We start from the raw sequence: 25,706 nt of genomic DNA, 5'->3' as shown, positions 1-25,706 counted from the left end.
AGCACCTAATCAGAGACCCATGTTTTATACCAACACTTATGATGTGATTGTAGTGGGCGGCGGACATGCCGGCACCGAAGCGGCCCTGGCTGCCGTGCGCATGGGTGCACGCACACTGTTGCTCAGCCATAACATCGAAACCCTGGGTCAGATGAGCTGCAATCCCGCCATCGGGGGTATAGGTAAGGGCCATCTGGTCAAGGAAGTGGATGCCTTGGGTGGAATTATGGCCCATGCGGCGGATCTCGGCGGGATTCAGTTTCGCATCCTCAACTCGCGTAAAGGGGCTGCTGTGCGCGCCACCCGAGCCCAGGCAGACCGGGTACGCTATAAAGCGGCCATTCGACATGCCCTGGAGAATCAGCCCAACCTGGAGATCTTTCAGCAGGCGGTGGATGATCTGCTGGTGGAACAGGAGCGGGTGACCGGTGTCGTCACCCAGATGGGCTTGAAGTTCCGCGCCAATGCGGTGGTGCTGACCGTAGGCACCTTTCTCGGTGGTCGAATCCATATCGGCATGTCCAACTATGCAGGCGGTCGCGCTGGAGACCCACCCGCCAATGCCCTCTCCCAGCGACTTCGGGAGTTACCCTTTAGGGTCGATCGGCTGAAGACCGGCACCCCGCCAAGAATCGACGGCCGCAGCATCGACTATACGCGGCTGCAGGCACAACCCGGCGACATCCCCACCCCGGTCTTCTCATTTCTGGGATCCCCTGATCAGCACCCGCGGCAGGTCAGCTGCCATATCACCCATACCAACCGGGAGACCCATGAAATCATCCGCGGCGGGCTCTCCCGTTCACCCATGTACACGGGTGTCATCGAAGGCGTCGGGCCACGTTACTGCCCCTCCATCGAGGATAAAATCGTCCGCTTTGCGGATAAGGAGTCCCACCAGATCTTTATCGAACCCGAAGGGCTGGATACCCACGAAGTCTATCCCAACGGTATCTCCACCAGCCTTCCGTTCGATATCCAGCTGAAGTTGGTGCGCTCCATGGTGGGCTTCGAAAAGGCCCATTTGACGCGCCCCGGTTATGCCATCGAGTATGACTATTTCGATCCCCGTGACCTGCAGGCTTCACTGCAGACAAAATTTCTGCACGGCCTATTCTTTGCCGGTCAGATCAATGGCACCACCGGTTACGAGGAGGCGGCGGCACAGGGCCTGCTGGCAGGAATCAACGCGGTGCTCATGTGCCGGGAGGAGCAGCCCTGGACGCCGCGCAGGGATGAGGCCTATCTCGGAGTGATGGTGGACGATCTGATAACCCAGGGCACCCTGGAACCCTATCGCATGTTCACCAGCCGTGCCGAGTACCGGCTGATGCTACGTGAGGACAATGCGGATCTGCGGCTGACTGAAACCGGACGTAATCTCGGTTTGGTGGACGATCGGCGCTGGGAGCTTTACTGTCGTAAACGGGATGCGATCGAACGGGAGCAGCAGCGCCTGAAAGGGATCTGGCTCAATCCCAACGATGTGGAGCCGGCGCAGGCACAAGCCATTCTGGGTGGCACCCTCTCCAAAGAGGCCTGTGCCATCAATCTGCTTGCCAGACCGAATGTGGCCTATCAACAGTTGATGGGGATGGCGAAACTGGGACCGGGAGAGACGGACCCGCAGGTCATCGAGCAGCTCGAGGTCCAGGCCAAATATGCCGGTTATATCGATCGCCAGCAGGGGGAGATCGAAAAACAGCGTGCCAATGAGGCGGTTATCCTGCCTGATGGACTCGATTATGCAACGGTTCGCGGACTCTCGTCCGAGGTGATGGAGAAACTGCAGCGGCATCGGCCACAGACCCTGGGACAGGCGGGACGTATTCCTGGTGTCACCCCTGCGGCCATCTCCCTGCTTTTGATTCATCTGAAAAAGTGTTCAGCCTGATGGTTGATGATCGCTATGATGCCTCTGCCTGCCAGCAGCGACTATTGGCGGGTGCCGCCGAGTTGGGACTCGATCTCGATGGGCGACAACAGAGCCTGATGATGGACTTCCTGGCACTCCTGGTGAAGTGGAATCGGGCCTACAATCTCACCGCGGTTCGCGAGCCCCTGGAGATGGTTGGGCGACATCTGTTGGACAGCCTGGCGCTGTTGCCCCACCTGAAAAGCGGGGCCTGCCTGGATATGGGTACCGGGGCTGGAGTGCCGGGGATACCCCTGGCGATCATGCGCCCCGCCACGGATTTCGTGCTGCTCGACAGTAACAGTAAAAAGATCCGCTTTGTGCGTCAGGTGAAACTGGAATTGGGATTGGATAATGTCATGCCGGTGCATGCCAGGGTTGAGCAGTATCAATCCGACAGACCTTTTAAAACCTTGATTGCAAGGGCCTTTACCGACCTGCCCAAGATGCTTGCCCTGAGTGCCGGCCTGCGCCAGCCGGGATCCGAGATCCTGGCCATGAAAGGGAGTGTTCCCGAGCAGGAGATTGCCCATCTGCCGGCCGGTGTACATGCAGAAGTCATTCCGTTACAGGTGCCATTCGAGGTGGGTGAGCGCTGTCTTGTGCGGCTTGAGCAAGCGGCCGGATATCACGCAAAGTGACAGAAAGGGTACCACCTTCAACGACACTACCGTTATGATAGGCAGTTCCTGTTATTGCGGAGCCGAGTTACGCCATGGGTTACATCATCTCAATCGCCAATCAGAAGGGCGGTGTCGGCAAAACCACCACCACCGTGAACCTGGCGGCCTCGCTTGCCGCCATGAAGAAACGGGTGTTGCTGGTGGATATGGATCCACAGGGCAATGCCAGTATGGGCAGTGGTATCGACAAACACGGTTTGGAACACTCCTGTTGCGAACTGTTGTTGGGGGATTCAACCCTGCGGCAAGCCATCCAGCTGGCGCCCGATTCCAATTTCGATGTGCTGCCGGCGAATTCGGACCTGACCGCCGCGGAAGTGGGCCTGATGAGCAGCTCCATGCGGGAGAAGCGACTCGACCTGGCACTGGCCCCGGCAAAGCCGAGTTATGACTACATCCTCATCGATTGCCCACCGTCGTTGAACATGCTGACCCTGAATGCCCTGGTGGCGGCGGACGGGGTGCTGATCCCCATCCAGACCGAGTACTATGCCTTGGAAGGGCTGACCGCATTGATGAACACGGTGGAACAGATACGCGCCCATCTCAATCAGGATCTGCAGATCGAAGGCTTTCTGCGAACCATGCATGATCCGCGCAACAACCTGGCGATAGATGTATCCGGACAGCTACTCTCCCATTTCAAGGATGCGGTGTTCAACACCATCATCCCGCGCAACGTCCGGGTTGCCGAGGCGCCGAGCCATGGCATACCGGTGTTGCTGTATGACAAGCATTCACGGGGAGCCACCGCCTATCTGGCCCTGGCCAGTGAATTGCTGAGACGCCATCGCATGCGCGACGTGCAAACCCAAACGGCCTGAGGGATAGAACCATATGGCGACAAAGAAAAGAGGATTGGGTCGCGGTCTCGACGCCCTGCTGGGGGGTATGCAGGCCGAGGCCGAGGGCAAACAGACAGCCGCAAGCGGCAGCAACCGGGACAATCTGCATCGACTCCCGGTTGACCTGATCCAGCGTGGCCGCTATCAGCCAAGACGGGAGTTCGATGCCGAAAGCTTGCGCGAACTGGCCGACTCGATTGCGGCCCAGGGCGTGATTCAGCCGATTGTGGTACGCCCGGTGGAGAATGAGCGCTATGAATTGATCGCCGGCGAACGGCGTTGGCGTGCGGCTCAGCAGGCGGGGTTGGATGAGATACCGGTAGTGATCAAGGAGGTCACCGAAGAGGCCGCCATGGCCATGGGGCTGATCGAGAACATCCAGCGGGAGGATCTCAATCCCCTGGAAGAGGCGAACGCCCTGAGCCGTTTGTTGCTGGAGTTCGGGCTGACCCACCAGGAGGTGGCCAAAGCGGTGGGTAAGTCGCGCACCACCGTGACCAACCTGTTGCGCCTGCTGGAGCTCAACGAAGAGGTCAAGACCCTGGTGGAGAGCGGACGCCTGGAAATGGGCCACGCCCGATGCCTGTTGGGCCTGAAGGGTGAGGATCAGACCCGGGCGGCAAATCAGGTCGCTGCCCAGGGACTCTCGGTGCGTGAAACGGAACGCCTGGTACGCCGCTTACAGAATCAGGAGGAAAAGCCTAAAGCCTCCCGGGCAACCCCGGTGATGGATCCCGATATTCGGCGCCTGGTCACGGACCTGTCGGAGAAGTTGGGGGCCAAGGTCGATCTGCAACAGGGAAGCAAAGGCAAGGGCAAACTGGTTATTGGCTACAACAGTCTGGATGAGCTTGAAGGGATCCTCGACCACATAAAGTAAGCGCAATTCAGGATAGTACCGCTCCTGATCCCTTACTGAACGGCAACACTACTTCACGGAGTAGTAGTTGAAGTTATCCTTCCCGACCTGGTGATAGCCTGTACGGCGTTGGATTTTTCCCGCAAGCAGATTGCCATCGATGGTGTTGAGGCGAGGCTTGAAGGGATTAGCTGAATCGACCTTTTCGATGAGAAAATGGTGCTGTTGCGTCGCCACTGCACCAATGTCCGCCAGCTTGATGTTTTGCACAAACTGAGGACTCCAAGTGTTCAATCCGATATTTCCTCTGGGCGCGCCTATTGCGATATCCCACCTGATGGTCTTTAGTCCGGCCTTGCGATAGCAATAGACACAGAAGATACCGCACCAGCTCTTTTTCTTTCCACCGACGAATGGCTGCGGACTCCAGGCCTTGCTGTGGGGATCCTTAAAGTTGTCATCCTGCAGGGTAACGTTCGCAGCCTCCTTAAAGATGGCCTTCACAATGTCAATTCCTTTAGGCCTGCCACCAATGAGCTGTGTAAAATCGACCTTACCGACAAGTTTGCCAGCTTCAGACAATATTCTTTTTCGCAGATCAGCATGTTTGTCCTTACCAACGGGTGGAACACCCAGCAGGTTTTTCAAGAAAGCGATCAGTTGTGCCCATGTGTTCGGTCCGACGATACCGTCGGCGATGAGATTGTTGTTGCGTTGGAACTGCTGAGTTCTGGCGGCAGACTTAGTCCCGAATATACCGTCCGAGACCAGCTCGGGCTTGGCAGATACGGCCTCATTAAGAGCTTGTTGTACTTGAACGACATCGTCGCCACGTGCGCCGTATTTTATTACTCTTTTTAATGATGGTTGCATTATTGTCTTCCCCGGTCTCCTATCCACAATAGGTAGTGTTAAAGCAATTATAGCCAGAGAGATTTGCCGTTACAGGTGGTCTATTGATGCATTAATAACTGGAGACCGGCACAGACATGTCATCAGACCTGGCTATATATTAAATAGTAAACACTTGTATTGCGGTGTTAATTCCTGGTGTTGAGTCGCTTATGCTGAGCATTTGATAATTCTGATACAAGGGGCATTCAGATGTTTCATCCGATTGAAATTCCGTTTGGTTGCGTCATGCTTTTCAATGTGGTCGACCTGAAACCCGGGGTCAAAGTCGAGGACGTTGAACTGGTGCTTGGCGAAATGTGCAATGTGGTAAAGAACAATTATGGTGACGACAATGGCGGTTTCATCGGCGGCCAGGTTTACAGCAATGCCGGATTTATCTCCGAGGAGGGCACAGTGGGTGCCGATGACAGTCACAAGAACAAGCGCGTCAATCAGAATATGGGCGATATTGTAATCGTCACTTTTTGGCAGTCGTTTGAGCAACACGAACGCTCCCATGCGGACCGGCTATTCAAGGAGAAGTTTTCAGCCCTGGCAGATTTTTGTGACGATACCTACGAAGTCGGCTATGAAATGTTATGGCAAGGAGTGCCAGACTGAGGATGTGGCGAATTGTGGTTTTGGCTATGCTAAGACCTGAATCAGGGGAAATTTAACAGTCGCTATTTAACTGCATTAAGGAGAATACAGTGATCAAAAGACTCGGGCTTGTTTCGTTATTCATGCTATTGATGCTTGCCGCCCAGATGGGATTGGCAAAGGATCTGGACAACAATCCACCGGGGCCTGCAGGGGGGCCTGGTACCAACTGGGAGAACCCCCCGGGACCTGAAGGTGGGCCGGGCGCCTCACCCGATCGGTGGAATCGCTACCGAATCAATCCGCCAGGACGGGTGGGAGGGCCGGGTTCAGGGTGGTATTACAAGCGGCCCAATCGCTACTACCGATATGACCGGGACAACAATCCGCCGGGGCCGAGAGGCGGTCCGGGTACCAATTGGGAGAACCCACCTGGGCCACGCGGTGGTCCGGGGGTATCCCCCAACCGTCGCTATCGCTGAAACGGGACTCGTCTACCCTAATTAAATTAGGGTTAATGGGGCTGAAAACGGTCGACCAGCCCGTATCCAGGGTTGGTCCGGCCGCCGCTGGAGAAAAAAATGCCTGCTATGAAAAAATTTATGTCTCTATCCTTTGACCTTATAACTAAGACCCCTTATACTCCTCCCTCCTTGCTGGTTAGGCTCATTTAAAGGGTACCGGGAAACCGGAATGCAGCTTACCGGAAACAGCCAGATCCGCACCATTGTGACGCTCCAATTTGGAGTGGCGCTGATGATCGGTTTGGCACTTCTGTTTTTCGGTAAAACCTATGCATATTCCGGGTTTATTGGTGGTCTGATAGCCGCGGCGGCAAACGGCTTTTTTGCCTTGAAATCCTTCACGCGCTACCGCGCCCAGGATCCGCAAAAGATAGCCGGCCGCATGTTTGGCGCCGAAATCCAGAAGTTGATCATCACTGGACTGATGTTCGGATTGACAATTGTCACCATCAGTCCACTGAGTATTGGTGCATTATTGGGCTGTTATCTGTTTGTCCAGGTAGCGGTTCCATTGATTGTATTGGTTATTGAAGATAGACAGCATTCATAGGTTTAAGTATGGCTGGCGATGCCCTCACCTCCGGTGAATATATTAAACATCATTTAACTAATCTGACCTTCGGTAAGCATCCGGATGGCGGCTGGGGCATGGCGCACTCCGCCAACGAGGCCAAGGAGATGGGCTTCTGGGCGATTCATGTGGATACCATGTTCTGGTCCATCGCCCTCGGCATCCTGTTTCTCTATTTCTTCAGCAAGGCCGCCAAGCAGGCCACCGTCGGCGTGCCCAATGGCCTGCAGAATTTCGTCGAATGGATTGTCGACTTCATCGATGACAGCGTGCGCGGTTCCTTTTCCGCCCGCAATTCCTTGGTGGCGCCCCTTGCATTGACCATTTTTGTCTGGATCTTCCTGCAGAATCTGATGGATCTGGTGCCGGTGGATTTAATTCCGGAAGCAGCCAAGTTGCTGGGTATCCATTATATGAAGGTTGTTCCGTCAACCGATCCCAATGCCACCTTCGGGATGGCTATCGGTGTATTCCTTTTGGTTCTCTATTACAGTATCAAGATCAAGGGCATCGGCGGTTTTGCCGGCGAATTGACGCTACAGCCCTTCTCTTCCAGTAATGCCGTGGTCAACATCCTGTTCATTCCAGTCAACTTCATTCTGGAATTCGTCAGCCTGATCGCCAAACCCATCTCTCTCGCCCTGCGTCTGTTCGGTAACATGTACGCGGGTGAAATGATCTTTATTTTGATCGCCATCATGTACAATGCCGGCCTGATTCTCGGCTTGTTCGGTGGCGTGCTCCAGCTGGGCTGGGCGATTTTCCATATCCTGATCATCACATTGCAGGCGTTCATCTTTATGACCCTGACAATCGTCTATCTGGATATGGCACACCACGAACACTGATTTAACCTTTAACTATCTAGTTCATTAAACGGGAGACCAATAATGGAACAAGCACTGCTGTACATCGCCGGCGCAATCATGATGGGCCTGGGCGCCCTGGGTGCCGCGGTAGGTATCGGCGTACTGGGTGGCCGCTTTCTCGAAGGCGCCGCACGTCAGCCTGAACTCATCCCCATGCTGCGTACCCAGTTCTTCATCGTCATGGGTCTGGTTGACGCCGTCCCCATGATCGCCGTGGGTCTGGCCATGTACGTACTGTTCGCTGTCGCCTGATCCAGGCTTGAGCGAATTCACTATCATCTCGTCCAACGAGAGGTAATTCCGGGATGAACATCAATCTGACGCTAATAGGTCAGCTGCTCACTTTTGCGGTGTTCGTGTGGTTCACAATGAAATTTATCTGGACCCCGATCATGGGTGCGCTGGAGAGCCGCAAAAAAGAGATAGCCGATGGCCTGGCCGCCGCCGAACGCGGGCAGCACGAACAGGAGCTTGCGAAAGAGCGGGCCAAGGACGTTCTGCACGAAGCCAAATCTCAGGCTGCTGAGATTGTGACTCAGGCGCAGAAGCGGGCAGCCGAAATTGTCGATGAGTCAAAGGGTACCGCACGCATAGAAGGCGAGCGTATCCTGACCGCCGCACAGGCAGAGATCGAGCAGGAGTCAAATCGTGCCCGTGAGCATCTGCGGGAGAAGCTTGGCGAACTGGCTGTGGCCGGCGCTGAGAGGATCCTTAGAAAGGAGATCAATGCAGCGGCGCACAAAGACATCGTCAACGAACTGGCAAAAGAGATATAGGGCGGAATCATGGCTGGTGAAGCAACCACTATTGCCCGCCCCTACGCCGAAGCGGTGTTTGCGCGAGCTGAAGAGAGCGGCAAGCTCGATATCTGGTCCGACATGCTGAGTTTTCTCACCTCTGTGGTGGAGAGCGAAGAGATGGCCCCGATAGTCGGTAATCCACTGATCGAGCAGGAGGCACTGGTGTCACTGCTGCTGGAGATCGCGGGCGACAAGGTCGACCAAGAGGGCGGCAATCTGATCAAGGTATTGGTCGAGAATGGTCGTCTCAGTGTGCTACCAGAGATCGACGCACTCTTTGAAGAGCTGAAAGCGGACAAACAGCGCATCAGCAAGGTCCACGTGACCTCCGCATTCGCCCTCGACACAGCGCAGGAAAAACTCATTGCCGACGCCTTAAAGGCCAAGTTGGGACGCGACGTCACCATCACCAGTGAACTTGATGCCGAACTGATCGGCGGTGTTCACATCCGTGCTGGCGACATGGTTATCGACGGCTCTGTCCGTGGACAACTGCAGCAACTGGCGAACGAATTAGGAATCTAAGCGAGAAGCCATCATGCAACTCAATCCATCCGAGATCAGCGACCTGATCAAAAGCAAGATCGAAAAATTCGATCTCAAGACCGAGGCCCGCAACGAGGGTACGATCATCAGTCTGACCGACGGCATTGCCCGTATCCACGGTCTCGAGGACGCCATGTCCTACGAGATGCTGGAGTTCCCCGGCAACACCTACGGCCTGGCGCTCAACCTGGAGCGCGATTCTGTCGGCGCCGTGGTGTTGGGTGACTACAAACACCTGAGTGAAGGCGACGCCGTCAAATGTACCGGCCGCGTACTCGAGGTGCCGGTGGGCGAAGGCCTGCTGGGACGTGTGGTCGACTCCCTGGGTAACCCCCTGGACGGCAAAGGCGACATCGTTGCCGATACCACCTCGCCCATCGAGAAGGTGGCGCCCGGTGTTATCGAGCGTAAGTCGGTTGATCAGCCGGTGCAGACCGGTCTGAAGGCTATCGACGCCATGGTGCCCATCGGTCGCGGCCAGCGTGAGCTGATCATCGGTGACCGCCAGACCGGTAAGTCGGCGGTGGCGATCGACACCATCATCAATCAGAAAGGCACCGGCATTAAGTGTATCTACGTTGCCGTGGGTCAGAAGAACTCCACCATCGCCCAGGTGGTACGCAAGCTGGAAGAGCACGACGCGATGGAGCACACCATCATCGTTGCGGCGCCGGCAGCGGACTCTGCGGCCATGCAGTTCCTCGCCCCCTACTCCGGTTGCACCATGGGTGAGTATTTCCGGGATATCGGCGAAGACGCCTTGATCATCTACGACGATCTGACCAAACAGGCCTGGGCCTATCGTCAGGTCTCCCTGCTGCTGCGTCGTCCGCCAGGTCGTGAGGCCTATCCCGGTGACGTCTTCTATCTCCACTCCCGTCTGCTGGAGCGCGCCGCGCGTGTCAACGCCGACTATGTGGAGAAGATGACCGACGGCAAGGTGAAGGGCCAGACCGGTTCTTTGACCGCCCTGCCGATCATCGAGACCCAGGCGGGTGACGTATCGGCCTTCGTACCGACCAACGTTATCTCCATCACCGACGGTCAGATCTTCCTCGAGGCGGATCTGTTCAACGCAGGTATCCGTCCGGCCATCAACGCCGGTCTCTCGGTATCCCGAGTGGGTGGTGCGGCGCAGACCAAGATCATCAAAAAGCTGGGTGGTGGTGTCCGACTGGCCCTGGCCCAGTATCGTGAGCTGGCCGCCTTCTCCCAGTTCGCATCCGATCTGGATGAGGCGACCCGGAAACAGCTGGAGCGTGGTGAACGGGTGACCGAGCTGATGAAACAGGCCCAGTACTCGCCACTCTCCATTGCGGGTATGGCCGTCTCCCTGTTTGCCGCCAATGAAGGCTATCTGGATGATGTGGAAGCACCTAAAGTGGTTGATTTTGAAGCCTCACTGCAGGGTTACATGAAGAGTAGCCATAAGGAGCTTATGGATAAGATGAACGAGAGCGGCGACTACAATGCCGAGATCGAACAGGCCCTGCACGATGCACTGAAGGACTTCAAGGCCAACCATACTTGGTAAGCCGGGTACGTAACACGAGATAAGGTTCAGAGTTATGGCAGGCGCAAAAGAGATACGCACACAGATTGCGAGTATCAAGAATACCAGCAAGATCACCAAGGCGATGGAGATGGTGGCGGCCTCGAAGATGCGTAAGGCGCAGAATCGAATGGCATCCACCCGGCCCTACGCGGATAAGATGCGGAATGTTATCGGACATCTGTTCCATGCCCATCCCGAATACAAGCATACCTTCATGATCGAGCGTGAAGTGAAGCGTGTGGGCTACATCATCGTCTCTTCTGATCGTGGATTGTGTGGCGGCTTGAACAACAATCTGTTTCGCTCTTTGATCAAGGAGATGAAATCCCTGCGTGAAAATGGAACTGAAGTGGACTTTTGCACCATTGGTAACAAGGCGCTGGGTTTCTTCGGGCGTTTCGGCGGCAATGTTGTCAGTCAGGCAACCCATTTGGGTGACGCACCACATATCGAAGACCTGATCGGTACGGTCAAGGTTATGCTGGATGCCTATGCCGAGGGCAAGATCGATCGCATCTATATTGCCTATAACAATTTCGTCAACACCATGACCCAGAGCCCATCCGTCGAGCAGTTGGTGCCGATTCCGCCAAATGAGATAGAAGAGCTGAAGTATCACTGGGACTACATCTACGAACCTGATTCAAAGCATGTACTCGATAACCTGTTGAGCCGCTATGTAGAGTCACTGGTCTACCAGGCCGTGGTGGAAAACGGCGCCTGCGAGCAGTCCGCTCGGATGGTGGCGATGAAGGCGGCCTCGGATAACGCGGGCGAGCTGATCAATGAGTTGCAACTGATCTACAACAAGGCTCGTCAAGCCGCTATCACCCAGGAGATCTCGGAGATCGTCGGTGGAGCGGCGGCTGTCTGATGACAGCCAGAGACAACAGAATTTTAGTTTTTAAATTTTGAGAGTCGCCTGGAGCGGCAAGAGGAACCAGAAATGAGTTCGGGCAAAGTGGTTGAAATCATCGGTGCCGTGGTGGACGTACAGTTCGCACGCGGTGAGATGCCGAAGGTCTACGAGGCACTCAAGATAGACGAGATGGGCCTCACGCTGGAAGTTCAGCAGCAGTTGGGTGACGGGGTGGTGAGAACCATCGCTATGGGATCAACCGACGGGCTGAAGCGTAATGTCACTGTGGAGTCCACGGGTGCGCCAATCAGTGTTCCGGTCGGTCAGGGTACCCTGGGCCGCATCATGGACGTCCTCGGCAACCCGGTGGACGAGGCTGGCGATGTGGACGCCGACAAGCTGATGCCGATTCACCGTCTGCCGCCGAAACTGGAGGATCAGGCGGCCACTACCGAGATCCTCGAAACCGGGATCAAGGTTATCGATCTGATCATGCCCATCGTCAAGGGTGGTAAGATCGGGCTGTTCGGCGGCGCCGGCGTGGGCAAGACCGTTACCCTGATGGAGCTGATCCGTAATATTGCGGTTGAGCACTCCGGCTTCTCCGTATTCGCCGGTGTGGGTGAGCGTACGCGTGAGGGTAACGACTTCTACCACGAGATGCAGGAGGGTGGCGTACTCGACAAGGTAGCCCTGGTCTATGGTCAGATGAACGAGCCTCCGGGCAACCGTCTGCGTGTGGCCCTGACCGGTCTGACCATCGCCGAGAACTTCCGTGACGAAGGCCGTGACGTACTGATGTTCGTGGATAACATCTATCGTTACACACTGGCCGGTACCGAGGTATCCGCGCTGCTGGGTCGTATGCCCTCCGCGGTGGGTTACCAGCCGACCCTGGCCGAGGAGATGGGTGCGCTGCAGGAGCGTATCACCTCCACCAAGACCGGCTCCATCACCTCCTTCCAGGCGGTATACGTACCGGCGGACGATCTGACCGATCCCTCCCCCGCTACCACCTTTGCTCACTTGGATGCGACCCTCGTACTCTCGCGTCAGATTGCCGAGCTGGGTATCTACCCGGCGGTGGATCCTCTCGATTCCACTTCGCGTATCCTCGATCCCAACGTGGTTGGGGTTGAGCATTACAGCGTGGCTCGTGCGGTTCAGGGTACCCTGCAGCGCTACAAGGAGCTGAAGGACATCATTGCGATCCTCGGTATGGATGAGCTCTCCGAAGAGGACAAACTGGTGGTGCAGCGCGCACGTAAGATACAGCGTTTCCTCTCCCAGCCCTTCTTCGTGGCCGAGGTATTCACTGGTTCACCGGGTAAGTATGTCTCCCTCAAGGACACCATCGCCAGCTTCAAGGCGATTGTGGAGGGTGAGTATGATCAGCTGCCCGAGCAGGCCTTCTATATGGTCGGCGGCATCGAAGAGGCCGTTGAAAAAGGCGGCAAGGGCTGATTGCCCGGGAGTTAGCAGATGGCCATGACAATCCATGTGGACATCGTCAGCGCAGAGGGTGAGATCTTCAGCGGTCTGGCTGAGATGGTCTATGCACCGGCGATCATGGGTGAGGTGGGAATTGCTCCCCGCCACACCCCGCTGGTGACCCAATTGAAACCCGGTGAGGTTCGGGTCGATACCGGAAATAGCAAGGAGATGCAGCACTTTTATGTCTCAGGGGGTATCCTCGAGATACAGCCCCACGTGGTCACCGTACTCGCCGATACCGCGATTCGCGCCGCAGACCTGGATGAAGCGGCCGCCCAAGAGGCCAAGCGCCGGGCCGAGGACGCCATGGCGAATCGTACTTCCGAGTTCGAATATGCCAAGGCCCAGGCGGAGCTGGTGGAGGCGGCAGCTCAGTTGCGCGCCATCGAGCGTATCCGCAAAGGCAAGCACAGCTGACCACCCCACAATGATTAGAGGGCCTGACCTTTCAGGCCCCAGCCCACTTCACTATGTCCAAAGAAATCATACAGAACGGAAAGTTCGTCTCCCTCACCTACGCCATCAGTGACCCGGAAGGCGATACCCTGGAACAGAGCGATCTTCCAGTCAGTTATATCCATGGTGGCGAAACGGAACTGATCGGGGGCATGGACCGTGCGGTGGCAGGTAAGTGTCAGGGAGATGAAGTCACCCTTACCATTCCTTCCAGTGATGCCTTCGGTGAGCATGATCCCGATCTGACCTTTACCGACGACATCGAGAATGTACCCCCGCAGTTCCGCCAGCTTGGCGCTGAGGTACAGATGCAGAATGAGGCCGGTGAGGTGAAGAGCTTTTTTGTCACCAAGATCGAGGATGGCAGGTTGACGGTTGATGGCAACCACCCCCTCGCTGGCAAGACCCTGGTGGTCAAAGTCAAGATCCTGGAGGTCAGGGACGCCACCAAGGAAGATGCCATGTCGGTGGGACTGCCGGGTCAATCGCATACAATTAATTGATGCTGCCAAGCTTCCCGACTTCTCCCCGGAAACCTGATTAAGCGACACAACCATTACATAGGTAATGCGGGAGTGTGATTTTTTTTACCTAGGGCCTGTTAGCACTAATCCAATGCGCCCCGCAGGAAGTGCCCTTGGGGTGCACTCTGTTGTGCCTGAAAAAGCGCCAATCAAGGCGCGAGGAGAGAAGTTTGGTCACTCCAAATGAACGACGAGCAACGCTGAGTGGTGCTTTTTCAGGCGCAACCCGAAGGGCTGGGGCTGTTTTTGCACCCAGCGGCGTTATCATTCGCTCATGTAGCCGGGCTACACCACGCTCATTCTGCCTTGCTGGGCGCAAAAACAGTCCCAGCAGAGCGCATTGGATTAGTGTTAACAGGCCCTAGAAGCTGGTACTGCTGAATGGTATTAAGCTATCCTCGAGTCAAGTTACAGCAGTGAGGTGAATCGATGGATCTGGGTGCACTGATTTTGGCAGCGGGAGAAGGTACGCGAATGCGTTCCAGGACACCCAAGGTTCTGCACCAATTGGCCGGTAAATCCCTGCTCGGTCATGTGGTCGATACGGCCCGCTCAGTCAATCCCGATGAAATCACCATTGTCTATGGTCATGGCGGTGAGCTGGTGCCAACCCAACTCTCCGCCCCGGATCTGACCTGGGTGGAACAGCGCGAACGCCTCGGTACCGGTCATGCGGTGATGCAGGCGCTGCCCTCGTTGCAAAAGGCTGACCAGGTACTGATTCTATATGGTGATGTGCCCTTGATCAGCAGCTCAACCCTGACCGGATTATTGAGTTGCCTGAGACTCAGTGATCTGGCCCTGTTGACGGTCGATCTTCCCGATCCCACTGGTTATGGACGTATCGTTCGCGACGGTATGGATCGGATCCTTCGTATCGTGGAACAGAAAGACGCCACCTCGCGGGAACGGGAGATCACCGAGATCAACACCGGTATCATGGCGGTCAAGCGTGAAAGGCTTGAGCAGTGGCTGGCGCGACTCGACAACAATAATGTGCAGAAGGAGTACTATCTGACCGATATCATCGCCATGGCGGTCGAGGATGGGGTCAATATCCAGGCGGTGCATCCAGACTGTGAAGAGGAGGTCATGGGGATCAATGACCGTAAGCAACTGGCCTATCTTGAGCGCTTCCACCAGCGTCAACTGGCGGAGGGTTTAATGCAGAACGGCGCCACTCTGGCAGATCCCTCGCGTCTTGATATTCGGGGGAGCTTGACCACTGGACAGGATGTGTTCATCGACTGCAATGTGATCATCGAAGGTAAGGTCATGCTTGCGGACGGTGTGAGAATCGGCCCGAATGTATTGCTCAAGGATTGCTCGATCGGTGAGGGCACGGAGGTCTTCGCCAACAGTGTGCTGGAAGATGCCGAGATCGGTAACCAGTGCCGCATCGGACCTTTTGCCCGGGTCCGGCCCGAGAGTCGGCTTGCGGACCATGTCCATATCGGTAATTTCGTTGAAATAAAGAAGAGTCTGGTAGCCCGCGGGAGTAAGATCAATCATCTCAGTTATGTGGGTGATAGCGAAGTCGGTGAGCAGGTCAATATCGGTGCGGGTACCATTACCTGCAACTACGACGGTGCCAACAAGCACAGGACTGTGATCGGCGATCGCGCCTTCATCGGTTCGGATACCCAATTGATCGCGCCGGTGGTTGTGGGTGAGGGAGCGACCATCGGCGCCGGCTCTACCATCAGCAAGGATGCGCCATCGGAGAAACTCACCCTGACCCGGGTAAAACAGGTCAGTATCGAAGGTTGGCAGCGGCCGGTTAAGAAGCCGAAAGGGTAATATCCAGGGGGATTTGAATCATGTGTGGCATCGTCGGTGGAATCGCGCAACGGGACGTTGTCCCGATCCTGATGGAGGGGCTGAAGCGCCTTGAGTATAGGGGCTATGACTCCGCCGGTGTCGCGGTATTGGATGAGGGCCGGCATATTCAGCGGATCCGCTCGGTAGGCAAGGTCGCCGTGCTCAAGGAGCTGATCGACAGCACCGCACTCTCTAGCCGTTTGGGTATCGCCCATACCCGCTGGGCTACCCACGGTATGCCTGCGGAGCGAAATGCCCACCCCCATATGAGTGGTGAACGGGTGGCGATCGTACACAACGGCATCATCGAAAACTATGCCGAACTGCGCCAGGAGCTGAGTGCCAAGGGCTTTGTCTTCACCTCGGAAACCGATACCGAGGTTATCGCCCACCTACTGGCGGATGTACTTGAAGCGGAATCCGATTTTATCAAGGCTATTCGCAAGGCCTGCAGTAAGCTGGTCGGTGCCTATGCGCTTGCGGTTGTCTGTCCGGATGATCCGGATCAGATGGTAGTCATCAGAGCCGGGAGTCCATTAGTCATCGGCCTCGGGGTGGGTGAAAACTTCATCGCTTCGGATGTATTTGCCCTATTGCCCGTAACCCAGCGCTTTATCTTTCTCGAAGAAGGTGACCTGGCCCATGTCTCTAGGGATGAGGTCAGAATTTTCGATCATAAGGACAACCAGGTTGAACGTGAGGTTCGCACCTCTCAGATCTCTGCGACAAGTGCGGAAAAGGGTCCCTACCGCCACTACATGCTGAAAGAGATCTTTGAGCAGCCAGCGGTAATCGCAGAGACACTTGAGGGCCGGATCTACAAAGGCAAGCTACTGGAAGAGGCCTTCGGCTATGAAGCAAAACAGCTGCTGGACAAGACTCAAAACGTACACATCATAGCCTGCGGCACCAGCTACCATGCCGGTCTGGTTGCCCGCTACTGGCTGGAAGAGGTTGGTATTCACTGCAGCGTCGAGGTGGCGAGCGAGTTTCGCTATCGACAGGTGGTGGTGCCGGATGACACCCTGTTCGTGACCATCTCCCAATCGGGCGAGACCGCAGATACCCTTGCGGCCCTGCGTGGGGCAGAATCTCAGGGTTACCTGGGAAGCCTGACCATCTGCAATGTGCCCGAAAGCTCATTGGTGCGCGAGTCCAATGTTGCCTTGATGACCCGTGCAGGACCCGAGATCGGCGTGGCATCCACCAAGGCCTTCACCACCCAGCTGGTGGCCCTGAGGTTGTTGGCACTCGCCTTGGCCAAGCGTCGCGGCATGAGTGCGGAGCGGGAGCAGGCGCTGGTGGAAGAGCTGCATGCCCTGCCGCGTCAAGTTGAAGTGGTGCTCAAGATGAGTGATGCCATCAAGCAGATGGCCGACGCCTTTGCAGAGCGACACCACGCCCTCTTTCTGGGTCGGGGTTGTTTCTATCCCATCGCCATGGAGGGTGCCTTGAAATTGAAGGAGATCTCCTACATCCATGCCGAGGCCTACCCCGCCGGTGAACTCAAACATGGCCCCCTGGCATTGGTGGATGCGGAGATGCCGGTTGTGTGTGCGCTGCCCGACGATCCCCTATTGGAAAAGGTCATCTCAAATCTGCAGGAAGTGCGTGCCCGGGGTGGTGAGTTGTTCCTGTTCAGCGATCAGAAGGTGAAGATCGAGTTGGACCACTTTCAGAATCTGACCCTGTCCGACATCTATCCCAGCACGGCGCCGATTGTCTACACAATACCCTTGCAGCTGTTGTCTTATCATGTTGCGATATTGAAGGGCACCGATGTGGATCAGCCGAGGAATCTGGCAAAATCTGTTACGGTTGAGTAGGTATGCCTGGACGCTATGTTGTGCGGGAATAAAGCCTGTCATATAAGCGCATGAACAGCATGTTGCGGATAATCGTTTGGCTGTTCCCACGTGCCGGACTATCAGATTGATGGTTTTTGATACAAAGCGTCATCTCACAACTCTATCCAATGTGCGCATTGCGACCGAAGCTGACGTTAAGGCGAATCTCAGTACTTCCGGAGAGCGGACATTATCAGCTTTATTAACGAGACCCCTTGTCCCGTAATACATTTTTATGGGCATTTCCATCTCTGATGTACAAGAGAAGTAGTGCGATAAAATAGATACTGATAGCGATCGTTTGTGCCCAGTATGGAAGTGTTGTTTGCTCGGAAGATAGTACTGAAGCTAATGCTTCAGATAGATTTACCGAAGCCAATCCGAGCACAGTTACCATTAAAACCATGATCGCGACTCTGGCAACAGACCTATTAAAAGCAGCTGACCAGAAAAGACCGATGTATGAGCAAACAGCGAACGAGATGATTTTATCTTGGTACGCATAAAACGGTGTGTCGTAGTACACGAACAGGACCGGGACTTTTATTCCAAAGAAGTGTGCAAATGCCATGCAAAGAAAGTATGCAGCACCAGCAAGAAAGAAGTACTTTGTTAGATTCGAATTCATCGATGATCCATATTAGGCTCGATTTCTCATAACAGATACGTTAACGAGACCCCATGTCTCGTTCCTATTTTTTATGTTTTTCAACCATCTCCGCCACCACCATCGCCTCCCCCAGAGTCATAACCACCTGAATCAAAGCTGGAATCCTGGCTTGGTGAATCTCCATCAGCAAGACTAGATGATGTTTCGAAGAAAAAAGTAAGAGCCAATAATCTAAACAGGAATGAAGGAGCTTTTTCACCTTTTCTGGAAGGATCTGGTTCTTCCATAAGAATACTTAATACAACTGCGGCGCCTATGGACGGTACGAGCCATATTAAAAGATATTGAGCAACCTTCTGGTTCTTAGAATACATATCACTTTTTGCCAGATGCACTGATGCAGAAATATCTAGGTAAATAATTATGGCTAAAGTAACGAAAATTATTAATTCAGCCATGCTGTTGTTTCCATTAATAAACATAACGCCACACATCAGCCGACAGAAAAACGCGTAGCGTTTTTTTGGTCGGCTGTATGTGATTGTTAGAGTGACTACCTCGAAAGCTCATAATATCTGTATGTCATCAAATACTTCGCCAAATTTTACTTTAAACAACTTTTTCTTTGGCTTTAGAACATTGGATGCTGTTACTTTTACTTCAATTTCATAATTGCCAGGATCAATGTGAGACTCTCTTGAGACGGTAGATATTGCATAAGGTAGATCCTCTATTTTCATGAATAAGTCGACTTTGTCGCATTCACCACTAGGAATATCGACGGGCTTGTTCTCTGAAAAATGGTAGTCATACATGTGATCTTTGACGTCTTCCGCGGTCGTCAAATCTTCGTGCATTTTCAAGGGATGTGGCTTTCCTGCTCTCGGTTGCCGTTGCCAATGAAGTATGCCTGTGTTGTCTAGATATTCGTTCTCACTGTTCTTTATTTTGAGCTCTGCTTGAACTTCTCTCAGTCGGCCTATACGCGATCTGATTGACAGCCTCAAAAATCTCACTTTTTTCGGAAAACTTCGCTCGTGATCTCTGGGGTAGGGATTTTCGACCGATAGTCCATCTATAACCAGTGTCGTATAGTGGAATGCGCTAGCGATTACGTTCCTAAATACCCATAGAAATATGCTTACTCCAATGGTGATTGCTAATTTTGTCGTATCCATATTTCTATTGCTCTAACAGTTACGTTAATGAGAACCCCTGTCTCAATGGTATGGACTCCTCCACCTCAAGCTGAAACATCGTTAAAGTGACAGGTCGACCAAAACCAACGGAGCCCATACCATGAAAAATACTACCACAATCACCATCGATCTCGCCAAAGACGTATTCCAAGCTGTTGTTTTTAATAAGTTTGGTAAGAAATTGATCAATAAGGGCATGAATTCGAAGCGATTAGTGCAACTAGTATTGCAGCACCCAGAAGCCTGTATTTACATGGAGGCCTGTGGATCAGCCCACTACTGGGGAAGACGATTCACGAAACTAGGTTACAAGACGCAATTGATACCACCCCATCTTGTTGCTAAATACCGTAGCGGCAACAAGAGTGACAAAAACGATGCTGTAGCCATTTACGAAGCATCCAAGAATCACAGTGTCTACTTCGTTTCCATACGCACCCTGGAGCAACAGGATCTGGCAATTCAGCATAAACTACGCAGTGGCTATATCAAACAAAGAACGCAGTTAGGTAACCGTATCCGTGGGTTTGCCATGGAATATGGGTTCAACTTCTCCAAGGGTCTGCAACGACTGCGTCAGCAGATTCCTACAGCTTTAGAAGATGCAGAAAATGAATTAACAACCATTGCAAGGAGCTGCTTGTGGAATTTATACAACCAGCTATTGGCCCTTGATAAAATTATTAATGAGGCGACCACAATACTTGTCAACCACGCAAAGAAAATTGATGCATGTGTACGACTCGAAAAGATACCTGGTGTCGGTTGGCTGGTAGCAAGCATGCTCTATGCTCGCTTAGGTGATGGCAGTGCCTTCCGTCGAGGTCGAGATGCCAGTGCAAGTCTGGGCTTGGTTCCATCCCATTCCGGAAGTGGTGGAAAGAATAGGCTTGGAAAAATCACTAAGCGGGGTGACAAGTATCTTCGCTGTTTGCTGGTGCATGGCGCGCGGTCTACCCTGCATAGAGTACACGGCAAGAAGGATGGATTGAGTGCTTGGGTACGCCAGCAACTTTCTACAAAACATGCAAACAATACGGCTGTGGCATTGGCTAATAAGATAGTCAGGATGGCCTGGTCAATTTTGATTACTGGCGATGAATATAGATCCCCTGTAGCTCAGTAGCATCATATTCATTTCAAATGTCACAGTTGTAAACCGAGTTTTGGCAGTGTATTAACGGAAAGTGACAAATAGTCAGCCAGATAAAACCTGGTAGTAACGAAGGCTCTTGAAGCCACTGTCTCGATAAGGTATCTGGCAAACGGTGAATGATGCCGTTAAGGTCAGGGGTAGCTCCCCTTAATAAAGACCGGATATACGTGAACTAAACTATTTCGTTTTTCCTGAAAATATATTGCTGAATAGGAGGAGTCCATATACGTTACTATTTTTTAGGAGTTTTAGTTTTCAAAAAACACTCTCACTTTTTTAGCAATACTTTCTGTCTGACCAGAATCTAAGAGCAAACATACCTTAGCGCTCCACTCTTCTGGGGCATCGAATTCTGCAAATGATATTGATAACTCAATATGCCCTAAATTATCAGAAGATGCAGACAAGCCAAATTCACCTTCAATAGAAGACCATTCTCTTACGCCCTCCCAGCCCTTCCAATCTTGTGCAAGAGACTGAAAAAGACCGACTAATGCCTGACAGTCAGTATAGCCCCATACCCTTTTTTGTATTTTTACCGCAGGGCTATCATACACAATACTAAAGTAGTCACCTTCTCTTTCACGAAATATGAGTGTTGCTGATGTGCTTGTTGATTTTATATGCGCGCTTTCCATATTTTATTACTTCTAACAGTTACGTTAACGAGACCCCCTGTCTCTTTACTATTTTATAGTAAGACCTCTATATAACACCCAAACAGACACAAAATCAATAAGTTAGCTTCCTGCTGTCTCGTTATGTCTTTTAGAAAGTCGTGACAGAGGCAAACTGTGAATTTTGGAGGAAAGTCATGGGGTAATACCACTGAACAGCGCCAGCCACGCCTACTCGAACGGGTCCGAACCGCCTGTCGCCAAAAGCATTTCAGTCCCAAAACGGAGAAGGCCTACTTCTATTGGTTCCGTCAGTTCATACTTTTTTACGCTAAACGCTGTGTCTCTGACAGCACTCAATCTGGCGCCCTGAATGCCATCGCCTTTCTATATCGTTTGGTTTTAAAAGGTGGAATTACCGGATCCGGATAACCTGAGGCGTATCAAGCACTATAAATCAATACCCGTTGTCATGTCGAAGCATGAGGTGGAAGCTGCCTTGTCTAGGATGTGTGGTTCGACTCGGCTGATGGCTGAGCTCATCTATGGAACAGGAACGAGAATCAAAGAATGTATGAGTCTACAGGTTAAAGATATCGAATTCGACCTGCGATCGATTATGGTTCGTGCCGCTAAGGGTAACGAGGACATGGAACGGATATCAGGACGATCCAGATACTACTTGGTCATAAGAGTGTTGAAACCACGATGATTTATACTTACAACACACTAGATCATAAGAATGTATGCAGTCCGCTTGATCAGATAAAGGATCTTCGATAACTGGCCATCCTCTCGATCGGCCCATCTTAAATGGCCGATCGTTGCTTATGTAAACCTATTCAAGATATCTGCTATTAATTGGATTTAATTTGTGACTTCTTGCTTAGTAAAATTCCGCTTATAGCTGCGGACCCAGCAACGAGCAAGATTTATCCGATTCTGTTCCTCACAGGCGGACAATCAACGTCTCCAAAAGCGGCGTGGATTACTTGCGTAGGCTTAAAACCATGACACACGCTGTGCGTGTTTGGAAAATGGAATTGGTTGCTTTTTTATCTGAGTGCTCTCGATAACAGGTGGTTAATATGCAACACACCATATGTGACAAATTCACACATGTTCCGTTATTACTCTGATACGCTTTTCTCTAAACGACATCCTACAATCAATAAACAGTGTTCCTTGAGTAAAAACAGAATTACTTTTTCAAGGATCTTGAAGCTTTCTCTGGATCGACCTTGATTGGGTATGGGTTGAAACGGATACGCAAAGTTAAATACAAGCTGTAGATGGAATAAAGCATATAGATACCATGGATATGTATGCTTGTTATTTCTTTGTCATAACATAAATTGATCAGTACATAAGCAGTAATTTATTATCCCTCCGTTGTATTTTAGGGAAAACCGGGTACACGCAATAAGCGTGTGGCTGCAAGCCAACCGCTACTTTAGGAATAGACAACGGGAAGGTGTTATGAAAACGATCATGCCTTTGTTCTGCTCACGGAACATCATGCTGACCAACCTGGTCATCGCATCACTTATCTGCAATCCGCTACAGGCAAATGAAGAGAGTGACATAGATGCCTGTATCGACAGTGCCAAGCGTGGTTTGCTCAAGGTGCCGGAAGATCGCTCCAAGCGTTTTCTGGGCAAGGTTAGAGAAGACACGGCTCGCTGTCGTGGTGGCGATAGAGCGTTGAAGTACCGCAACACTCCCTGGGTCGATTGGCAGAATTACCATGCCACGGGTGATGCCAAAAGCAAGCGCTCAGGGCGCGAGGCAAAAACCAAGCTCGGTGAGCACATCTATCCAAACGGTCGAGGTGTAGATGGGGCGCTGCTCGATCTTGAATATCAACGTATCGAGCTGATCAAGTTCAACCTCTTCGATCAAGATACTTATCAGGAATATGTTCAGGGCAGAGACGGCCAGCCAGGGCCGTCGCTCAATACCTGGGATGCCATGCGTTTGCCGCCGCAACATAGCAATTACAGGGATGTAGGTGGAGATGGCGAACAGTTGTGTAGTGGTGATCTGATCACTCATCGAACCCTGAACGGTATCTGCAACGACCTGCGCAATCCGCTGATGGGTTCATCGGGGATGCCGTTTACACGCAACATGCAGTTCGAAACCACCTTTCCCCGCCTTGGGTTGAATGAGCTGACAAAAAATCGTCATGGCGATCGCATTGGTCTGCTCAAGCCCGATCCCCAGCTGATCAGCAGAAAACTTTTTTCGCGTGAACAGACCGATGGTAACGGCTGCAATCAGGGCATGGGTGATGGGAGCCACTCGGCTGATGTGGACTGCGACTATCTCAAGGCCCCCTTCTTCAATGTGCTGGCGGCGTTCTGGATCCAGTTCATGACCCATGACTGGTTTTCCCATACCAGCGAAGGGCGTAATACGCCAAAACTTGAACCCGTCGGCTGTACGTCCGAAGAGGCTCAGGCGCTTGGCTGTCGTGAAGGGGACCGCCGCGAGCCAGCCCTGTTTGCGGCAACAGAGCAACCGGACAGTTTTGAACATGCCGGCAGGCAATATCTGAAGCGGGCGCCGAAGACCACCAACAATCTGGTAACAGCCTGGTGGGACGCATCGCAGATCTATGGTCATGATGAACTGTCGCTGAAGCGCGTGCAGAGGGATCCGCAGGATCCTGCCAAGCTGTTGCAAAAGGAAGGATACCTGCCGCTGATGCAGGCGTGTGACGGCTACTCAGAAGATTGCCCGGTACAGCCCCAGTGGCAGGGTCAGGAGGCCGCCGGGTTTCCAGACAACTGGAATATCGGCATGAGCTTTTATCACAATCTGTTTACCCGTGAACACAACTACTTCGTGGACAGGTTCCGCGCCCAGCAAAAACTCACCCCCGATGCGGACTCCGGTCTGCGGGACCCGAATCAACCCGACAAGGTCATCACCTATAAGCAGGTGGATGATGAACGGGTCTATCAGGTTGCGCGGCTGGTGGTGGCTGCGGAGATCGCCAAGATCCATACCATTGAATGGACCACCCAGCTGCTCTACGACGAGCCGCTGTTTCTGGGCATGAACTCCAACTGGTTCGGCCTCTTCAACCAGGGAGAGGACCGGGTGTCGAAGGTGCTGAGGCGTATCCTCAAGAAGGATGAAAACCTGCTTAGTCGCCTGTCGGAAAAGATGGCAGGTTGGTTCTCCGATTCGCCTGACCCGAAGAAGGCCAACTCTCTCTACTCTGTGCTGGCATCCGGCGCCGGTATATTCGGACTCGGTAACAAGAAAACCGAAGGGGTTCTCTGGTGGAAGCATGACGGCTGGGATCTGAGTGATCCACGGGATGTGAACGGTGGCATCAACCATTTCGGTTCACCCTTCAATTTTCCCGAGGAGTTCACATCGGTCTATCGCCTTCATCCCCTGGTGCCGGACCTGATCGAAATGCGCCAGAAGGAGCAACCCAACCTGATCAAGGCGAAGGTTCCGGTGTTTGAATCCGTGAGAGACGGGTCAACCACGCTCATGCGTGAGCACGGTTTGGATAACTGGGCCCTGAGCATGGGGCGCCAAAGACTTGGTGTATTGCATCTGCGTAATCAGCCCATGTTTCTGCAGAATCTGCCCATGCCCCATCTCGATTCAGAGACCCGAAAGATAGACGTGGTCGCGCTGGATCTGATCCGTGACCGTGAGCGTGGGGTGCCCAGGTTCAACGAATTCCGGCGTCAGATCGGATTGAAACACCTCAGCAGTTTCGATGACTTCGTCGATCAGCATCTCGACAAAGAGAATCCCTGGCGTAAACACCAGGAGGAGACCGTCTCGCGGATGCGGGAGATCTACGGCACCCATAAGTGTGATGCCAGTAAGATCATTTCCAGGGTGCAGCGGAATGAGGCGGGTGAGTTCATCAACGACTGTCTCGGGCATCCGGATGGATCGGTAGTCGATAATATCGAAGACGTGGACAACGTGGTGGGCTGGCTGGCGGAGTATACACGTCCGCATGGTTTCGCCATCTCCGAAACCCAGTTTCATATCTTTATCATCAATGCCTCGCGGCGTCTTTTCAGCGACCGTTTCTTTACCTCCAGTTTCCGTCCTGAGTTCTACTCCAGGCTGGGGTACGACTGGGTGTTGCACAACGGCCCGCTTGCGGATTGTCCCTATGCGCTGACGACCCAGGCGGATGGCAAGCAGGCGTGCCTCGAACCGGGCGAGGTGAATGGCCACATCATGGAGGTGACGCCGCTCAAGCGTCTGCTGATGCGCAATGTGCCTGCACTCAAGGATGAGCTATTGCACGTCAAGAATGCCTTCGATCCCTGGGCCCGGGAGAGGGGCGAATACTACAGCCTGGACTGGAAGCCTCGTCCTGGTGCGGAGTCTGATCCTGCTTTCTGAGCAGATCGGAGCGGCGTTAAAACGAACCGTTTTACATCACAGGGAGTCCGGTGATCTTTAACCGGGC

Annotated in this window: 26 protein-coding genes; 22 read left to right on the top strand and 4 right to left on the bottom strand. The window is 53.3% G+C overall.

What is annotated here, in order from left to right:
- Positions 1-19 precede the first annotated feature (19 nt).
- From mnmG to R2K28_RS20200, 4 genes are all read left to right on the top strand, one after another.
- Positions 20-1,894 (top strand): tRNA uridine-5-carboxymethylaminomethyl(34) synthesis enzyme MnmG, encoded by a 1,875-nt coding sequence (gene mnmG, locus R2K28_RS20215; protein ID WP_316367321.1) that lies wholly within the window; start codon positions 20-22, stop codon positions 1,892-1,894.
- Entirely contained in the window at positions 1,894-2,556 is a 663-nt protein-coding gene (rsmG, locus tag R2K28_RS20210) for a 16S rRNA (guanine(527)-N(7))-methyltransferase RsmG (protein ID WP_316367319.1), read from the top strand. Before mnmG ends, rsmG begins: the two co-directional genes overlap by 1 nt.
- 74 nt (positions 2,557-2,630) lie before the next feature.
- Positions 2,631-3,422 (top strand): ParA family protein, encoded by a 792-nt coding sequence (locus tag R2K28_RS20205; protein WP_316367317.1) that lies wholly within the window; start codon positions 2,631-2,633, stop codon positions 3,420-3,422.
- Between the two features lie 13 nt (positions 3,423-3,435).
- Complete coding sequence (locus tag R2K28_RS20200; RefSeq protein WP_316367315.1) at positions 3,436-4,323, top strand: ParB/RepB/Spo0J family partition protein; 888 nt, start codon at positions 3,436-3,438, stop codon at positions 4,321-4,323.
- 48 nt (positions 4,324-4,371) lie between these two features.
- Here R2K28_RS20200 and R2K28_RS20195 read toward each other — a convergent pair whose 3' ends face one another.
- Positions 4,372-5,175, bottom strand: a complete 804-nt coding sequence (locus R2K28_RS20195; protein WP_316367314.1) for a peptidoglycan-binding domain-containing protein — start codon at positions 5,173-5,175, stop codon at positions 4,372-4,374.
- A gap of 231 nt (positions 5,176-5,406) precedes the next feature.
- Here R2K28_RS20195 and R2K28_RS20190 point away from each other — a divergent pair, with 231 nt between their 5' ends.
- The 14 genes from R2K28_RS20190 to glmS all read left to right on the top strand — a co-directional run bounded on the left by R2K28_RS20190 (position 5,407) and on the right by glmS (position 17,641).
- Complete coding sequence (locus R2K28_RS20190) at positions 5,407-5,817, top strand: hypothetical protein (protein WP_116445505.1); 411 nt, start codon at positions 5,407-5,409, stop codon at positions 5,815-5,817.
- Between the two features lie 89 nt (positions 5,818-5,906).
- A complete protein-coding gene (locus R2K28_RS20185) occupies positions 5,907-6,278 on the top strand; it encodes a hypothetical protein (RefSeq protein ID WP_316367312.1) in 372 nt (123 codons plus the stop codon).
- Between the two features lie 211 nt (positions 6,279-6,489).
- On the top strand, positions 6,490-6,870 hold the full coding sequence (locus R2K28_RS20180; protein ID WP_316367310.1) for an ATP synthase subunit I: 381 nt from the start codon (positions 6,490-6,492) through the stop codon (positions 6,868-6,870).
- Positions 6,871-6,878: 8 nt separating this feature from the next.
- Positions 6,879-7,739: a F0F1 ATP synthase subunit A gene (gene atpB / locus R2K28_RS20175; RefSeq protein ID WP_316367308.1), complete on the top strand. Its 861-nt coding sequence runs from the start codon at positions 6,879-6,881 to the stop codon at positions 7,737-7,739.
- 42 nt (positions 7,740-7,781) lie between these two features.
- Positions 7,782-8,012, top strand: coding sequence for a F0F1 ATP synthase subunit C (gene atpE / locus R2K28_RS20170; protein ID WP_068994713.1), 231 nt, complete (start codon positions 7,782-7,784; stop codon positions 8,010-8,012).
- A gap of 53 nt (positions 8,013-8,065) precedes the next feature.
- Entirely contained in the window at positions 8,066-8,536 is a 471-nt protein-coding gene (locus R2K28_RS20165) for a F0F1 ATP synthase subunit B (protein WP_316367302.1), read from the top strand.
- A 9-nt stretch (positions 8,537-8,545) separates the two neighbouring features.
- Entirely contained in the window at positions 8,546-9,085 is a 540-nt protein-coding gene (locus tag R2K28_RS20160; protein ID WP_316367300.1) for a F0F1 ATP synthase subunit delta, read from the top strand.
- 13 nt (positions 9,086-9,098) lie between these two features.
- The gene (atpA, locus tag R2K28_RS20155; protein WP_316367298.1) at positions 9,099-10,640 is read left to right on the top strand and encodes a F0F1 ATP synthase subunit alpha; all 1,542 of its coding nucleotides are present in this window, start codon (positions 9,099-9,101) and stop codon (positions 10,638-10,640) included.
- Positions 10,641-10,674: 34 nt separating this feature from the next.
- The gene (gene atpG, locus R2K28_RS20150; protein ID WP_116445511.1) at positions 10,675-11,535 is read left to right on the top strand and encodes a F0F1 ATP synthase subunit gamma; all 861 of its coding nucleotides are present in this window, start codon (positions 10,675-10,677) and stop codon (positions 11,533-11,535) included.
- A 72-nt stretch (positions 11,536-11,607) separates the two neighbouring features.
- Positions 11,608-12,984 (top strand): F0F1 ATP synthase subunit beta, encoded by a 1,377-nt coding sequence (atpD, locus tag R2K28_RS20145; protein ID WP_116445512.1) that lies wholly within the window; start codon positions 11,608-11,610, stop codon positions 12,982-12,984.
- Positions 12,985-13,002: 18 nt separating this feature from the next.
- Complete coding sequence (locus R2K28_RS20140; protein ID WP_316367295.1) at positions 13,003-13,431, top strand: F0F1 ATP synthase subunit epsilon; 429 nt, start codon at positions 13,003-13,005, stop codon at positions 13,429-13,431.
- Positions 13,432-13,484: 53 nt separating this feature from the next.
- The gene (locus R2K28_RS20135) at positions 13,485-13,973 is read left to right on the top strand and encodes an FKBP-type peptidyl-prolyl cis-trans isomerase (RefSeq protein WP_316367293.1); all 489 of its coding nucleotides are present in this window, start codon (positions 13,485-13,487) and stop codon (positions 13,971-13,973) included.
- A gap of 450 nt (positions 13,974-14,423) precedes the next feature.
- Positions 14,424-15,794 carry a bifunctional UDP-N-acetylglucosamine diphosphorylase/glucosamine-1-phosphate N-acetyltransferase GlmU gene (gene glmU, locus R2K28_RS20130; protein WP_316367291.1) on the top strand — a complete coding sequence of 457 codons (1,371 nt, stop codon included), beginning with the start codon at positions 14,424-14,426 and terminating at the stop codon, positions 15,792-15,794.
- A 20-nt stretch (positions 15,795-15,814) separates the two neighbouring features.
- Positions 15,815-17,641 carry a glutamine--fructose-6-phosphate transaminase (isomerizing) gene (gene glmS / locus R2K28_RS20125; RefSeq protein ID WP_316367289.1) on the top strand — a complete coding sequence of 609 codons (1,827 nt, stop codon included), beginning with the start codon at positions 15,815-15,817 and terminating at the stop codon, positions 17,639-17,641.
- A gap of 729 nt (positions 17,642-18,370) precedes the next feature.
- On the opposite strand, the gene R2K28_RS20120 is transcribed toward glmS, so the two are convergent.
- Together R2K28_RS20120 and R2K28_RS20115 are read right to left on the bottom strand one after the other, a co-directional pair.
- Complete coding sequence (locus R2K28_RS20120; RefSeq protein ID WP_316367287.1) at positions 18,371-18,730, bottom strand: hypothetical protein; 360 nt, start codon at positions 18,728-18,730, stop codon at positions 18,371-18,373.
- Positions 18,731-18,838: 108 nt separating this feature from the next.
- Positions 18,839-19,450, bottom strand: coding sequence for a hypothetical protein (locus tag R2K28_RS20115; protein WP_316367285.1), 612 nt, complete (start codon positions 19,448-19,450; stop codon positions 18,839-18,841).
- Positions 19,451-19,571: 121 nt separating this feature from the next.
- Between R2K28_RS20115 and R2K28_RS20110 the strand changes: the two genes are divergently transcribed.
- A complete protein-coding gene (locus tag R2K28_RS20110; RefSeq protein WP_316367283.1) occupies positions 19,572-20,597 on the top strand; it encodes an IS110 family transposase in 1,026 nt (341 codons plus the stop codon).
- A 278-nt stretch (positions 20,598-20,875) separates the two neighbouring features.
- Here the strand turns inward: R2K28_RS20110 and R2K28_RS20105 are convergent, their stop codons facing one another.
- Entirely contained in the window at positions 20,876-21,265 is a 390-nt protein-coding gene (locus tag R2K28_RS20105; protein ID WP_316367281.1) for a DUF6228 family protein, read from the bottom strand.
- Positions 21,266-21,421: 156 nt separating this feature from the next.
- Between R2K28_RS20105 and R2K28_RS20100 the strand changes: the two genes are divergently transcribed.
- The 3 genes from R2K28_RS20100 (at position 21,422) to R2K28_RS20095 (ending at position 25,639) form a co-directional block, all read left to right on the top strand.
- Positions 21,422-21,676: a phage integrase N-terminal SAM-like domain-containing protein gene (locus R2K28_RS20100; protein WP_316367280.1), complete on the top strand. Its 255-nt coding sequence runs from the start codon at positions 21,422-21,424 to the stop codon at positions 21,674-21,676.
- Positions 21,677-21,716: 40 nt separating this feature from the next.
- Complete coding sequence (locus R2K28_RS20505; RefSeq protein WP_442871455.1) at positions 21,717-21,956, top strand: tyrosine-type recombinase/integrase; 240 nt, start codon at positions 21,717-21,719, stop codon at positions 21,954-21,956.
- Positions 21,957-22,723: 767 nt separating this feature from the next.
- Positions 22,724-25,639: a peroxidase family protein gene (locus tag R2K28_RS20095; RefSeq protein ID WP_316367278.1), complete on the top strand. Its 2,916-nt coding sequence runs from the start codon at positions 22,724-22,726 to the stop codon at positions 25,637-25,639.
- The last annotated feature ends 67 nt before the right edge of the window (positions 25,640-25,706 follow it).

The organism is Candidatus Thiodiazotropha sp. CDECU1, from assembly GCF_963455295.1.
Taxonomy (GTDB): Bacteria; Pseudomonadota; Gammaproteobacteria; order Chromatiales; family Chromatiaceae; genus Thiodiazotropha.
The sequence above is the reverse complement of the archived record's forward strand: the minus strand, read 5'-3'. Positions and strand labels throughout refer to the sequence as shown.